Genomic DNA, 14084 nt, shown 5'->3' on the forward strand with positions numbered 1-14084 from the left:
CGATCCCATCCCGAACTCGGAAGTGAAACGCAGCTGCGCCGATGGTAGTGTGGCTCAAGCCATGCGAGAGTAGGTCATCGCCAGGGTTTACACCCAAAACCCCGCTGCTCACGCAGCGGGGTTTTTCTTTGTGCGCAGAACAGCGGGTAGTGCCGGCCGCTGGCCGGCAACCCCATGGCCCAGCATCGTCCCGGGAGGTTCACGCGATGCGTGGAGGCCCTCCGCGAGGAAGCATGGCGCCAACCAAGGTTGGCCGCTACCAATCGATTGCCGGCCAGCGGCCGGCACTACCGGCAGATCCACACCAACCGTGGATGAGCCGCCGACGGTACGCAAAAGAAAAGCGGCGCCCCGTGGGGCGCCGCTCAGGCTTGAACCATGTTCAGTCGAGCAAGGCCCGACTTTTACTTGGCCGGGGCCTTGTCCTTCATCATCGCGTCGCGGGCGGCCTTGAACGGATTGCCTGCATACCAGTTCGGCCAACGATCGCCTGCGGCCAGTTCCTTGCCCACGCCATACATCAGCTGCAGGTCCTCGACGGTGCCGTCCAGCTTCCAGGTGGCCGCGTCAAACTCGTCCTTCGGGCCGTGGTAACGGTTGGCGCCGTAGTCCGCCGCGGCCTTGCGGCCGGCCTCCACGCCGCCCTCGCGCAGGTCTTCGCCGCCATCGGCGTACAGGGCCGGCACGCCGGCCTTGGCGAAGTTGAAGTGGTCCGAGCGGAAGTAGAAGCCGCTCTGCACCGAGGTCTCACCATGCAGCGTGCGGTCCTGGGCAGCAGCCAGCGGCTTGAGGATGTCCTCCAGTTCCGAGCTGCCGAAGCCGGTGACGGTCACGTCCTTGGCACGGCCGGCCACCGACATCGCGTCGATGTTGATCACACCGGCGATCTTGTCCAGCGGGAAGGTCGGGTGGGAGACGTAGTACTTCGAACCCAGCAGGCCGGACTCTTCCAGGGTCACCGCCAGGAACACCACCGAGCGCTCCGGCTTCGGATCCTGGTGGGCCATGGCTTCGGCCACCTCAAGGATGCCGGCCACGCCGGTCGCGTTGTCGACCGCACCGTTGTAGATGTTGTCGCCGGTTTCACCCTCGTGCTTGCCCAGGTGGTCCCAGTGCGCCATGTACAGCACGGCCTCGTCGGCACGCTTGCCGCCCGGCAGCACGCCCACCACGTTGCGCGACTGCTTCTGCGCGATCTGGCTCTTCAGGTCGACCGCAGCGGTGGCCTTCAGCGGCACCGGCTTGAAGCCGCGCTTGCTGGCGTCCTTGTAGGCCTGGGCCAGGTCCAGGCCGGCACCAGCAAACAGCGCCTTGGCGGCGTCGGCGCTCAGCCAGCCCTGCACCGGAATGCGGGCTTCCGGGTCATCCTTGGCCGGCAAGTCGTACTGCGGGCCGGCCCAGGAGTTCTTCACCACGTCCCAGCCATAGGAAGCGCCGGCGGTGTCGTGCACGATCAGTGCCGCGGCGGCGCCCTTGCGCGCGGCCTCCTCGAACTTGTAGGTCCAGCGGCCGTAGTAGGTCATGCGCTTGCCGTCGAACAGCTTCGCGTCGTCAACATGGAAGCCCGGATCGTTGACGAACATCACGACCGTCTTGCCCTTCCAGTCCTGGCCGGCGTAGTCGTTCCACTTCTGTTCCGGTGCGTCGACGCCGTAGCCGACGAACACCAGGTCGCTGGCATCGATCTTGACCTCCGCCTGGCCGGTCCGGGTACCCACCACCATGTCGGTGCCGAACTTCAGTTCGGTGGTCTTGCCGCCCTGGGTGATCTTCAGCACGGTCGATTCGTCGGCCGTGGTCTCGGTCATCGGCACGTCCTGGAACCAGCTGTCACCGTTGCCGGGCTGCAGACCGATGCGCTGCATCTGGTCGCGGATGTAGTTGACCGTCAGTTCTTCGCCCTTGCTGCCCGGGGCGCGGCCCTCGAACTCATCCGAGGCCAGGGTCTTGACCATCTCGGCGAAGTCGCCGGCATTGATTTCCGGCGAGAACTGGTGGGCGGCGGGCTTCGCCGCAGCGGTATCGGTGGCCGGCGCGGTGGCCGGCGTGTCTTCGCCTTTGCAGGCGCTGAGCGCGGCCGCAGCGGCCAGGCACAGGAGGAGTTTGCGGGGCATCGTCGATTCCTGGAAAACAAAGGGCGGCCGCACCCAGGCGCGGCCGGTACACGCGAGTATCACCGAAGCGGCGGTTCCGGCGGGTTCAGTCGGCCGGGGCGGTTTCGCTGTCGAACGGGATCGGCTCGGCACCGGTGACTGGCCCGATGCGCGCGGTGCGATGCACGTACAGCACAACTTCGCGCTCGAACTGCAACGGGCCACGGACCACCGCGTTGGGGCCGATGATCACGCGGGGCTTGCGGCTGGCGGTCAGCGAGATGCTGAAGTTCGGCTTGCGCACATGCACGCCGCCGTTGACCTGCGAACCGATACCGACGGTGATGTCACCATTGACGGTCTCCACATCCTTGCCGACGCGGCTCTCGACCAGGCCGATGCCGCCGTTGACGGTCTCGACGCCGCCTTCGATCTGGCTGCCGCGATCGCTGAAGATGCTGCCGTTGACGGTGCTGACACCGCCGCTGGCAATCACTTCGCGCCCCAGGCGCACACCGCCGTTGACCGTCTCGATCTTACCGGTGCGCGCGCGGTCGGCAACCTTCACCCCACCGTTGACGGTGTCGATGCTGCCGGTCTCGACGCCTTCGCCGATGCGGATGCCGCCGTTGACGGTGTCCAGCTTGCCGTAGCGTTGACCCGGTTCGGCGCTGATGCTGCCGTTGACCTTGCTGATGTTCTCCTGGGCACAGACCGGCCCGGTGGCCAGCAGTACGCCCAACAGCAGCGGAATGGAAAGAGTTTTCATGGAGACCTCGAGAGATGTGCGGCTGGCAGGCCGCGTGCGGAGATGTCACCATTCCCCGGTAGCCCCCGCAACTGCCTGAAGTCACTGGAAAGCCCTTGCGCGACAACGTCTTCCCATCACGCCGACATCACATCGCCGCTGCCCGCGGCGGTCGCTGCCTGCTGCTGGGGCTGGCCATGACGCTGGCCCTGCCGCTGCCGGGTGCTGCGCAGACCACCCGCGAGACCGAGCGCAAGCTGCAGAAACTGCGCACCGAACTGAAGGGCGTGGCGCAGGAGCGACGGCAGATCGAGGGCCAGCGCGGGCAGGCGTCGCAGCAGCTGCGCGAGGCCGACGAGAAGGTGGCACGCACCGGGCGCGCGCTTGCGCAGACCGAAGCGGCGCTGCGCGAGCAGGCCCAGGCCCTGGCCCAGGCCGAGCAGCGCCGCAGCACCCTGCAGAGTAACCTCGCCCAGCAGCACCGCGAACTGGCCGGGCTGCTGCGCGCGGCCTATCAGCTGGGCAACCACGCACCGCTGAAACTGCTGCTGTCGCAGGACACCGTGGCCGATGCGAATCGTGCCCTGGCCTACCATCGTTACCTGCAACGCGAGCGGGCACAGCGCATCACCGCGTTGACCGCTGATCTGAAGGAGCTGGAAGCGCTGCAGGCGCAGATCGCCGAGCGCAAGCAGAAGCTGCAGGGCGCGCACCAGGACCAGAAGCAGCAGGCTGCGGCGCTGGAAGCCGACCGTCGCGATCGCGCCAGGACCGTGGCCTCGCTGGACGAGCGCTTCAAGGACCAGCGCGAGAAGGAACAGGCGCTGGGCCAGGACGCCAAGGCGCTGGAAACACTGCTGGCCAACCTGCGTGCTGCTGCGGCCCGTGCGGAGGCCGAGCGCCGGGCCGCTGCGCGCCGCGCGGCCGCGGAGAAGGCCGCCGCCGAGCGTGCCGCGCGCCAGGCTGCGGCACAGGGCCGGCCACCGCCGCCGCCGACCAAGGTGCCGCCTGCGGTGGCATCGGCACCGGCGCCGAAGGTCGGTGGCCTGGGCTGGCCGTTGTCCGGCAACCTGCTGGCGCGCTACGGCGGCAAGCTGCCCGACGGCCGCACCAGCAGCGGCGTGCTGATCGGCGCGCCAGCAGGTAGCACGGTCACGGCCGTGGCCGATGGCACCGTCGTGTTCTCCGACTGGATGACCGGCTACGGCATGATCCTGATCGTCGACCACGGCAACGGCTACATGAGCCTGTACGCGCACAATGACACCCTGCTGAAGGATGCCGGCGCGCGGGTCAGCCGTGGCGATGCGGTGGCCAAGGTCGGCAATTCCGGCGGCCAGGGCGTGACCGCGCTGTACTTCGAGCTGCGCCGTGGCGGGCAGCCGGTCAATCCGGACAGCTGGCTGCAGCGGCGCTGAACCCGGGCTCGCCGCATGCACGGCGGATTCAACGGGAATTTAGCCGTGCTTCGCGCATAATCGGCCCATGTGCCTTGAGCACGATGCCAACGTCGACAGGAGTGCTCCATGCGCGCAGCCCGTACCGCCACCCTCTTGCTGGCCCTGTTGCCAGCGCTGTCCTGGGCGCAGCAGACCGCGCCCGCTCCGAGCCAGGAAACCGGCGGGCAGGCAGCGAACAGCGAGGAGGCGGTGACCTCGAAGGTGCCGCTGGAGGAAATCCGCCGCTTCGTGGCCGTCTACAACGCGGTGCGTGCGGCCTATGTCGATCCGGTCGATGACAAGAAGCTGATGCAGTCGGCCGTGCGTGGCCTGCTGCTCGACCTCGATCCGCACAGCACCTACTTCAACAAGGAAGATGCGCAGGCCTTCGACGAGCAGGCCAATGGCGCCTACGAAGGCATCGGTGTCGAGCTGCAGCAGCAGCCGGACAACGCCAGCATGAAGGTGATCTCGCCGATCGACGACACGCCGGCGGCCAAGGCCGGCATCCTTGCCGGTGACCTGATCATCGCCATCGACGGCAAGCCGATCAGTGCGATCGATGCCAGCGAGCCGTTGCGCGGCCCGGCCGGCAGCAAGGTGGTGCTGACCATCGTGCGCGAAGGCAGGCCCAAGCCGTTCGATGTCAGCCTCACCCGCCAGACCATCCGTGTGACCAGCGTGCGCAGCCGCCTACTCGAGCCGGGCTATGGCTATATCCGCCTGAGCACGTTCCAGGCCGATACCGGTTCGGACTTCCAGAAGCACGTGCAGCAGCTGCAGAAGCAGTCGGGTGGCCAGCTCAAGGGCCTGGTGCTGGATCTGCGCAGCAACCCGGGTGGCCTGCTGACGGCCGCCGTGCAGGTGGCCGACGATCTGCTCGACAAGGGCAACATCGTCAGCACCCGTGGCCGGATCAGCATCAGCGACGCCCGTTTCGACGCGACCCCGGGGGACCTGCTGAAAGGCGCGCCGGTCGTGGTGCTGGCCGATGCCGGCTCGGCCAGTGCATCGGAAGTGCTGGCCGGTGCGCTGCGCGACAACAAGCGCGCGCGCGTGGTCGGCAGCCGCACCTTCGGCAAGGGCTCGGTGCAGACGGTGCTGCCGCTGGACAATGGCGATTCGGTGAAGCTGACCACCGCGCGCTATTACACGCCCAGCGGCAAATCGATCCAGGCCACCGGCATCGTGCCGGACGTCGAGCTGAAACCCGCCGCCACGCCGGCCGAGGATGCACTGCCGGCCAGCCTGAGCGACTACAGCGAAGCCACCCTGCCGGGCCATCTGCGCGGCGATGACGAAGGCACCGAGGGCTACCACGCCGGTGCGGTGCTGCCGGGCGACGGCCCGATCAACGACGCACTGGCCGAGCTGAAGAACCCCGGTTCGGTGGCCGCACGGTTGAAGGCCGAAGCCGCGAAGGCGGATGCGGCCAAGGCGGCGAAGGCCGCTGCGGCGAAGCCGGAAGCGAAGGTCGAACCTAAGCCGGAACCAAAGCCCGCTCCGGTCCCAGCCAAGCCCTGATTCTGTAGAGTCGAGCCATGCTCGACTGATCTACGAACGGGCGGGTGAGCGTGGAGCCGGCCAGCGGCCGGCACTACCAGGGGTCAGAACCCGTGCCGCTTGCGCAGGCGGCGCGCGATCGCAGCCCGCACGTAGACCCCGTACACGACGCCGAACACGAATCCGCCGATGTGCGCCCACCACGCCACCATGCCGAAGCTGGGACCGATGTGGGCGAACACCACCTGCAGCGCGGCCCATACTCCGATCAACAGGTAGGCCGGGGCCCGCACGAACTCCAGGAACAGCCCGAGCGGAATCACCACGCCCAGCCGCGCACCCGGGAACAGGGCCAGATACGCGCCGATCAGCGCCGACACCGCGCCGCTGGCGCCGATGATGATCTGGTCCGGGCTGCCCATGGTGTAGATCGCCACCAGGTTCGACACCGCGCCGCCGACCAGAAACAGCAGCAGCAGCCGCCACGGCCCCAGCACCCGCTCGGCCGGCAGGCCGAAGATCAGCAGGAACACCAGGTTGCCCAGCAGGTGCGACCAGTCGGCGTGCAGGAACAGGGCGGTGAACAGGCGCAGCACGCTGCCGTCCTGCAGGGTCGCCCACCAGTCCAGCGGGTGGGTCAGGCCGGTGGACAGGGCGCCCCAGTCCAGCCAGAGGCTGTTGCGGGCGTCGTCCGGGCGCGAGATCGACCACAGGAACGCCAGCCACAGTGACGCGAACAGCACGGGCGTGGCCCAGCGCAGGGCCGCCTTCTTGCGGGACGGGAGCGAGACGAACATGCCAATAGCCTAGCGTGCGCCGCTTTCGGCGGGGACGGTCCTGTTCAGCTTTTGAGACGGGAAAACCGGCTGCGCTGTTATTGTTTCATTAACGGCTCTGGGTAATACTCGCATACGGCGTCGTATGTCGGGAGGGGAATCCGGCGCGCTCCGAAGGGCTTCAGGGCCGGTCGGGCGCAGGCGCACTCAGAGCACCATCACCGCTTACCGGAGAGAGAGAACTACGATGCAAACCGCTTCCACCATTGCCCGACTGACCCTGCTGGCCGTCGGCGTTGCCGGTGCGCTGGCCGCCGCCGATGCCAATGCTGCCGCCTTCCAGCTGAAGGAAAACAGCGCCAAGGGCCTGGGCCGCGCGTTCGCCGGCTCCACCTCGACCGAAGGTGACGCCTCGGTCATCGCCACCAACCCGGCGTCCATGCGCCTGCTCGATGGCACCCTGGTCCAGGGCGACGTCAGCGCCATCAGCTTCGGCGCCAAGTTCCGCGGCCAGGGCAAGTACGCCAACGGCGCGCCGATTTCCGGCGGCAACGGCGGCGACGCCGGCATGATCGCCCCGGTTCCGGCCGCGTACTTCCACGTGCCGTTCGGCGAGAACGACAACATGCACTTCGGTGCTTCGCTGACCGTGCCGTTCGGTTTCAAGACCGAATACGACCGCGACTGGGTCGGCCGCTACAACGGCGTCAAGACCGAGCTGCAGGCCATCGACCTGGGCGTGGCGTTCTCCTATGACGTCAACCCGTACCTGTCGTTCGGTGCTTCGGTGTTCGCCGAGCGCCTGAACGTCGACCTGACCAGCGCTGTCGACACCGGCACCGCGATCAACGCCACTGCCCAGCGCACCGCTGCGGCGCGCGTGCTGGCTGCCGGCGGCACCGCGGCCCAGGCTGCGGCGGCGTCGCAGGCGGCTGCACGCCAGGCTGCCCAGCTCGGCTTCTCGCCGGGCACCGCCGATGGCTACCTGCGCATCAAGGGCGATGAAGTGTCGGTCGGCTACACCCTGGGCATGACCGTCACCCCGGTGGAAGGCACCAACATCGCCTTCAGCTACCGCTCGAAGGTCGAGCACAAGATCACCGACGGCAAGGCGGACTTCACCATTCCGCAGAATGCGGCGGCCTTCCTGGCCACGGCTGCCCCGGGTACCTTCATCGACAGCAACGGTCGCGCGACCATCACCCTGCCGGCCAGCGCCACCGTGGGCTTCACCCACCGCGTGAACGACCAGTGGCAGATCATGGCTGAAGTCACGCGCACCGCGTGGAGCAAGTTCGACCAGGTCGTCGTCGATTACGACTCCAACCAGCCGGACAGCGTGCTGCCGTTCCACTACCGTGACACCACCTTCGCGTCGATCGGTACCGATTTCCGCGTGAACGACAAGCTGACCCTGCGCGGCGGCCTGGCCTATGACCAGACCCCGACCACCGATGCCCACCGCGACGTGCGGGTGCCGGACACCACCCGCAAGTGGCTGTCGCTGGGCATGACCTACGCCGCTTCGGACAAGATGGAATACAGCGTGGGCTACACCCACCTGTTCACCAAGGATCCGAACATCACCTCGACCTCGGCCACCGGCAACACCGTGACCGGCAAGTACAAGGTCAGCGGCGACGTGCTGGCGGCTTCGCTGCAGTACAAGTTCTGATTCGGGCGTTGGCCTGACGCAGTACACGGAGGGCCCCGCGCAAGCGGGGCTTTCCTTTTGCGAGGAGCGCCGCAGCATCCACGGCGGGCGTGGATCTACGCGACAATGGCGCGATGAACCTGTCCGATCCGAACTTCCAGCTGGAGCTGGTGGCCAACATCGCCGTTGCCGGCTCGATCTTGCTGGCCGGCCGCAACAACGTGCATACCTGGTGGCTGGGCATCGTTGGCTGCGCACTGTTCGCCGCCGTGTTCGAACGCTCGCACCTGTACGCGGACATGGTGCTGCAGTTCTTCTTCATCGCCATCAGCGTGCTGGGCTGGTGGCAATGGCTGCGCGGTGACCACGGTGCGCCGTTGCCGATCACTTCATTGCGGCCGCGCGCGTGGGCCTGGCGGGCGCCGCTGGCGGTAGTGGCCACCTTCGGCTACGGCTGGATGCTGACCCGACTGACCAACGCCTATGCGCCCTACATCGATTCGGCGGTGCTGGTGCTGAGCGTGATCGCGCAGATCCTGATGATGCGGCGCAAGCTGGAATCGTGGTGGGTGTGGCTGCTGGTGAACACCGTGGCGGTGCCGCTGTACTACAGCCGTGGCCTGCACCTGACCTCGATCCTCTACATCGGTTTCTGGATAAACGCGCTGGTCGCCCTGCGCCATTGGCGCCGTCTGATGCGGACCGAGGCCAAGGCAGCCGATGCCGCCGCCTGAGCGCGTTGCCCGCGGCCTGGTGGTGGGCAAGTTCTGCCCGCTGCACCTTGGCCACGAGCGCCTGATCGAATTCGCTTCCACGCGTTGCCAGCAGCTGCTGGTGATCGGCTGGTCGCAGCCGGGCTTCCCCGGCTACAGCGCTGTGCGCCGCGAGCGTTGGCTGCGCGCCCGGTTTCCGCAGGCCACCGTGGCGGTGCTTGACGATGTTCGGCTGGCGGCATTGTGCGTGCAGCGGGGCGCAGCGGTTCGCACGTTGCCGCAGGACAGCGACGATGAGCAAGTGCAGCGCGAGTTCACCGCCTGGCTGTGCCTGAGCCTGTTCGGTGGACCGGTGCAGGCGGTGTACACCGGTGAGGACTACGGCGACGGCTTCGCGCAGGCGCTGGCGATGCACTTCGATGCGCCGGTACGTCATGAACGGCTGGAGCGCACGCGGGATGTCGGCCAAGCCAGCGGCACCCAGCTGCGTGCCGATCCACATGCGCATCGGCGCAGTCTTTCTGCCGGGCTGTATGCGGACTACGTGCAGCGCGTGGCCTTCATTGGTGGCGAGTCCAGTGGCAAGACCACGCTGGCGCGGGTGATGGCCGAGCGCCTGCAGACCGCGTGGGTGCCGGAGTATGGCCGCACGCTCTGGGAGCAGCAGGGCGGCGACCTGGTGCCGGACGATCTGCTTCGCATCGCCATGACCCAGCCACAGCACGAAGAAGAAGCTGTGCGGCGTGCGCATCGCTGGCTGTTCTGCGATACCACGCCGCTGGTGACGCTGGGCTACAGCGGCTGGATGTTTGGCACGGCGCCGCAGCCGCTGCGGCAAGCGGCACGACGACGCTACGACCTGCTGTTCCTGTGCTCGCCTGATATTCCGTTTGACCAGGATGGCACCCGGGTAGGGGCGGCATTCCGTGCGCAGCAGCATGCCTGGTACGTGCGCGAGCTGCAGGCGCGGGCAGTCGACTATGTGCTGCTGGAGGGCGACCTGGAAACGCGCATCGCACGCGTGCAGCGCGAGCTGGCGACGCGGGCGGACAATCGGTTCAGTGTGGCCCAGCCTCTGTAGAGCCGAGCCCACGCCCGGCCGCGCCAGGAAAGCCGAGCAGGAAGCAGAGCACAAGAAACCCCGCGTTCGCGGGGTTTTTCGTTCACTGCATCAACCGGGCGATCAGTCGCCCAGGGTCAGCAGCGAGGCGTTGCCGCCGGCGGCGGTGGTGTTCACCGTCACCGTCTTTTCGGTGGCAAAGCGCAGCAGGTAGTGCGGGCCGCCGGCCTTCGGGCCGGTGCCGGACAGGCCCTGGCCGCCAAACGGCTGCACGCCGACCACCGCACCGATCTGGTTGCGGTTGACGTAGACGTTGCCGACATGCACGCCATTGCTGATGCGGTCCACGGTCTCGTCGATGCGCGAGTGCACGCCCAGGGTCAGGCCGTAGCCGGTGGCGTTGATCTGGTCGATCACCGCATCGAGCTGGTCGCCCTTCCAGCGGATCACGTGCAGGACCGGACCGAACACTTCCTTCTGCAGCTGGCCCAGGTCCTTCAGTTCGTAAGCGCGCGGCGCGAAGAAGGTGCCGTGGGCGGTGTCGGCCGACAGCTCGGCAGCGGCGATCAGGCGTGCTTCGCGGTCCATGCGCTCGGCGTGGTCCTGCAGGATCTTCAGCGCATCGGCGTCGATCACCGGGCCGACGTCGGTGGACAGCAGGCCCGGGTTGCCGACCTTCAGTTCCTTCATCGCGCCGGCCAGCATGGTCATCACCTTGTCGGCGATGTCGTCCTGCACGAACAGCACGCGCGCGGCCGAGCAACGCTGGCCGGCGGAGGTGAAGGCCGAACCGATCGCGTCCTTGACCAGCTGTTCCGGCAGCGCCGAGGAGTCGGCGATGAAGGCGTTCTGGCCACCGGTCTCGGCGATCAGCACGCCGATGGCGGCGTCACGCGCGGCCATCGCGCGGTTGATCGCACGGGCGGTATCGGTGGAGCCGGTGAAGGCCACGCCGGCCACGCGCGGGTCGGCGGTCAGCGCGGCACCGACGGTGGCGCCGTCGCCCGGCAGGAACTGCACCACCTCGGCCGGCACGCCGGCGTCGTGCAGCAGCTTCACCGCGTAGTAGCCGATCAGGTTGGTCTGCTCGGCCGGCTTGGCGATCACACTGTTGCCGGCGGCCAGGGCGGCAGCGACCTGGCCCAGGAAGATCGCCAGCGGGAAGTTCCACGGGCTGATGCAGACGAATACGCCGCGGCCATGCAGCTGCAGTTCGTTGGATTCGCCGGTCGGGCTGGGCAGCTTCTCGGCGTGGCTGAACTGCTCGCGTGCCTGCTTGGCGTAATAGCGCAGGAAATCCACGGCTTCCCGCACTTCGGCGATGCTGTCGGGCAGGCTCTTGCCGGCTTCCTTCACGCACAGCGCCATGAACTCCGGCATGCGCGCTTCCAGCTGATCGGCGGCGTGCTCGAGGATGGCGGCGCGGCTGGCGGCCGGGGTGCGGTTCCAGGCCGGCTGCGCAGCCACGGCGTTGGCCAGGGCCTTCTGCACGGTGGCGGCATCGGCGGCCAGCCACTGGCCGACCACCTCGCGGGTGTCGGCCGGATTGGTCACCGGCAGCGCGGCGCCGGCCGGGATGGCGCCCGGCACCAGCGGGGCAGCCTGCCACGGCTTCACCGCGGCGTTGATCTGCTCGGCCAGGGCGCGCAGTTCGTTGTCGTTGGCGAGGTTGACGCCCATGGAATTCTTCCTGTCGTGGTTCTGGCTGCGCAGCAGGTCAACCGGCAGCGGGATCTTGGGATGCGGAATCGAAGCGAACGAGGCGACCATCTCGACCGGATCGCGGATCAGGTCGGCGATCGGCACGCGCTCGTCGGTGATGCGGTTGACGAAGCTGGAGTTGGCGCCGTTTTCCAGCAGGCGGCGCACCAGGTACGGCAGCAGGTCTTCGTGCGAACCGACCGGGGCGTACACGCGGCAGGGCAGGCCCAGGCGGTCGGCCGGCACCACTTCGGCGTACAGGTCGTCGCCCATGCCGTGCAGCTTCTGGTGCTCGTACACGCCGCCGTTGGCGATGCTGCGCACCGCGGCGATGGTGTGCGCGTTGTGCGTGGCGAACATCGGGTAGATCGCGTCGGCATGGGTGAACAGCCGCTTGGCGCAGGCCAGGTAGGACACGTCGGTGTTCTGCTTGCGGGTGAACACCGGGTAGCCCGGATAACCTTCGATCTGCGCGCGCTTGATCTCGGCATCCCAGTAGGCGCCCTTGACCAGGCGCACCTGCAGGCGGCGACCGGCGCGGCGCGCCATGTCGGCCAGGTGATCGATCGTGTACGGCGTGCGCTTCTGGTAGGCCTGCACGACCACGCCGAAGCCATCCCAGCCGGACAGCGAGGCGTCGGAGAACACCTGCTCGATGATGTCCAGCGACAGTTCCAGGCGGTCGGACTCTTCGGCGTCGACGGTGCATCCGATACCGTAGCTCTTGGCCAGCTGTGCCAGTTCCAGCACGCCCGGCACCAGGTCCTTCAGCACGCGCTCGCGCTTGGCGTGCTCGTAGCGCGGGTACAGCGCCGAGAGCTTGATCGAGATGCCCGGCGCGTTGTTGACGTCGCCGTCCGGGCGGCCGCCGCGCGACTTGTGATCGCCGCCGATGGCGTGGATCGCGCGACGGTAGTCTTCCAGGTAGCGCAGCGCGTCCTTCATGGTCAGCGCGCCTTCGCCCAGCATGTCGAAGGAATAGCGGTAGCTGGCGTTGTCGCCCTTGTGCGAGCGCGCCAGGGCTTCGCTGATGGTGCGGCCCATGACGAACTGGTGGCCCATGATCTTCATCGCCTGGCGCACGGCCAGGCGCACCACCGGCTCGCCGACGCGACCGACCAGGCGCTTGAACGCGCTGGGCGCATCGGCGCGGGTGGCGTCGTTCATCTGCACCAGCTTGCCGGTCAGCATCAGGCCCCAGGTGGAGGCGTTGACCAGCACCGAGTCGCTGCCGCCGAGGTGTTTTTCCCAGTCGGCATCAGCCAGCTTGTCGCGGATCAGCTTGTCGGCGGTGTCCTGGTCCGGAATGCGCAGCAGCGCCTCGGCCACGCACATCAGCAGCACGCCTTCCTCGCTGCCCAGGTCGTACTGGCGCATGAAGGCTTCGATGGCGCCCTGGTCCTTGGCGCGCACGCGCACGCGGCCGACCAGGTCGGCGGCCAGCGCCTGCACCCGGGCCTGTTCCTCGGCGGGCAGGCGGGCCTGCGCCAGCAGGTCGCGGACGTGGCTGGCCTCGTCCTTCAACCAGGCGTCGGTGATGGCCTGGCGGAACGGGTTGGGGGACGCCGGCAGTTCCGGCGACAGCAGCGCGCCCGGACGCGGAGCGTCGCTGGCGGCAGGGGAGGAGGAAGGTGCGTTCATGCCGGTCCGGCCAATGGAAAACTTGGCGATTTTAATCATTTTTGCGGGTTCCGGAAGTGCCCCGAAGCGCCCTTCGTGAAGGGCTCATAGCCCGTAGCGGTGGTGGATTCAGCGTGCTCAGCACGCCCGTCAAATTTTGTGCTGAATTCGTCATTCGCGCCGCCGACCTCATGCTGTGTTGCAGCATCGGAAAAAGTGTGAATGCACCCTTGCTACCGGCGAGAGGGCGGGGCTACCATCGAGACGTTTCCCGCGGCAGGAACGCGGTTGCGACATGATCGAGGTGCTTCCAGCTCCGGATGGGTCAGGTACGCAGCTGCGGCTGCGTCCCCCACGGGCGCTCGATGCCCGGCAGTTCGTCCTGTTGTTCACCGTGTTGTCGGGTGCGATGTGGCTGGTGTCCGCCCTCGGGTGGTGGGCCGGCAATGCATTCGCCCCCCTGTTCGCGCTGCTGTACAGCCTGGTGCTGGCGGCCGCGCTGCGTGCCTTGTGGCGCAGCGGTGAACGGCAGGAGGAGATCCGGGTAGTGCCGGCGTACGTGGAGGTCATCCCCGTACCCGGTGGATCGCCGGTGTTCCGGGCCCACCCGCACTGGGTGCGCCTGCTCACCGACGATGAGAGGGTCCGGCTGGCATCCAGCGGCCGGCAGGTGGAGGTGGGGAGTTTCCTCGCGCCGGCCGAACGCCAGACGCTCGCAGAGACACTTGAAAGCTTGCTCGCCGCCAGCGATGGCGGCCACCGACGACGCTAAGGGTC

At 67.8% G+C, this 14084-nt stretch carries 10 protein-coding genes and 1 rRNA gene; 7 read left to right on the forward strand and 4 right to left on the reverse strand.

Features of this window, described 5'->3' with window-relative positions; translation table 11 throughout:
- A 5S ribosomal RNA gene (gene rrf, locus BLS66_RS06210) occupies positions 1 to 86 on the forward strand; the annotation flags it as partial.
- 318 nt (positions 87 to 404) lie between these two features.
- Here rrf and BLS66_RS06215 read toward each other — a convergent pair.
- Together BLS66_RS06215 and BLS66_RS06220 are read right to left on the reverse strand one after the other, a co-directional pair.
- Positions 405 to 2114 (reverse strand): M28 family metallopeptidase, encoded by a 1710-nt coding sequence (locus BLS66_RS06215; RefSeq protein WP_074725443.1) that lies wholly within the window; start codon positions 2112 to 2114, stop codon positions 405 to 407.
- A gap of 85 nt (positions 2115 to 2199) precedes the next feature.
- Positions 2200 to 2862, reverse strand: coding sequence for a DUF4097 family beta strand repeat-containing protein (locus tag BLS66_RS06220; RefSeq protein ID WP_049471493.1), 663 nt, complete (start codon positions 2860 to 2862; stop codon positions 2200 to 2202).
- Between the two features lie 176 nt (positions 2863 to 3038).
- On the opposite strand from BLS66_RS06220, the gene BLS66_RS06225 reads away from it, so the two are divergent.
- Complete coding sequence (locus BLS66_RS06225) at positions 3039 to 4259, forward strand: murein hydrolase activator EnvC family protein (RefSeq protein WP_279626475.1); 1221 nt, start codon at positions 3039 to 3041, stop codon at positions 4257 to 4259.
- Positions 4260 to 4367: 108 nt separating this feature from the next.
- Complete coding sequence (locus tag BLS66_RS06230) at positions 4368 to 5804, forward strand: S41 family peptidase (protein WP_074725445.1); 1437 nt, start codon at positions 4368 to 4370, stop codon at positions 5802 to 5804.
- An 83-nt stretch (positions 5805 to 5887) separates the two neighbouring features.
- Here BLS66_RS06230 and BLS66_RS06235 read toward each other — a convergent pair whose 3' ends face one another.
- Positions 5888 to 6580 (reverse strand): rhomboid family intramembrane serine protease, encoded by a 693-nt coding sequence (locus BLS66_RS06235; RefSeq protein ID WP_049471500.1) that lies wholly within the window; start codon positions 6578 to 6580, stop codon positions 5888 to 5890.
- Between the two features lie 226 nt (positions 6581 to 6806).
- Here BLS66_RS06235 and BLS66_RS06240 point away from each other — a divergent pair, with 226 nt between their 5' ends.
- The 3 genes from BLS66_RS06240 to BLS66_RS06250 all read left to right on the forward strand — a co-directional run bounded on the left by BLS66_RS06240 (position 6807) and on the right by BLS66_RS06250 (position 10007).
- Positions 6807 to 8234, forward strand: a complete 1428-nt coding sequence (locus BLS66_RS06240) for an outer membrane protein transport protein (protein WP_057494742.1) — start codon at positions 6807 to 6809, stop codon at positions 8232 to 8234.
- 113 nt (positions 8235 to 8347) lie between these two features.
- Complete coding sequence (gene pnuC, locus BLS66_RS06245) at positions 8348 to 8947, forward strand: nicotinamide riboside transporter PnuC (RefSeq protein ID WP_074725446.1); 600 nt, start codon at positions 8348 to 8350, stop codon at positions 8945 to 8947.
- Positions 8934 to 10007: an AAA family ATPase gene (locus tag BLS66_RS06250; protein ID WP_074725447.1), complete on the forward strand. Its 1074-nt coding sequence runs from the start codon at positions 8934 to 8936 to the stop codon at positions 10005 to 10007. The genes pnuC and BLS66_RS06250 overlap by 14 nt, the downstream gene beginning before the upstream one ends.
- 102 nt (positions 10008 to 10109) lie before the next feature.
- Here BLS66_RS06250 and putA read toward each other — a convergent pair whose 3' ends face one another.
- On the reverse strand, positions 10110 to 13328 hold the full coding sequence (putA, locus tag BLS66_RS06255; protein WP_074725448.1) for a bifunctional proline dehydrogenase/L-glutamate gamma-semialdehyde dehydrogenase PutA: 3219 nt from the start codon (positions 13326 to 13328) through the stop codon (positions 10110 to 10112).
- A 274-nt stretch (positions 13329 to 13602) separates the two neighbouring features.
- Between putA and BLS66_RS06260 the strand changes: the two genes are divergently transcribed.
- Complete coding sequence (locus tag BLS66_RS06260) at positions 13603 to 14079, forward strand: DUF2244 domain-containing protein (RefSeq protein ID WP_049471508.1); 477 nt, start codon at positions 13603 to 13605, stop codon at positions 14077 to 14079.
- Positions 14080 to 14084: the final 5 nt, after the last annotated feature.

The organism is Stenotrophomonas pavanii (assembly GCF_900101175.1).
In the GTDB taxonomy this organism is placed as follows: Bacteria; Pseudomonadota; Gammaproteobacteria; order Xanthomonadales; family Xanthomonadaceae; genus Stenotrophomonas; species Stenotrophomonas pavanii.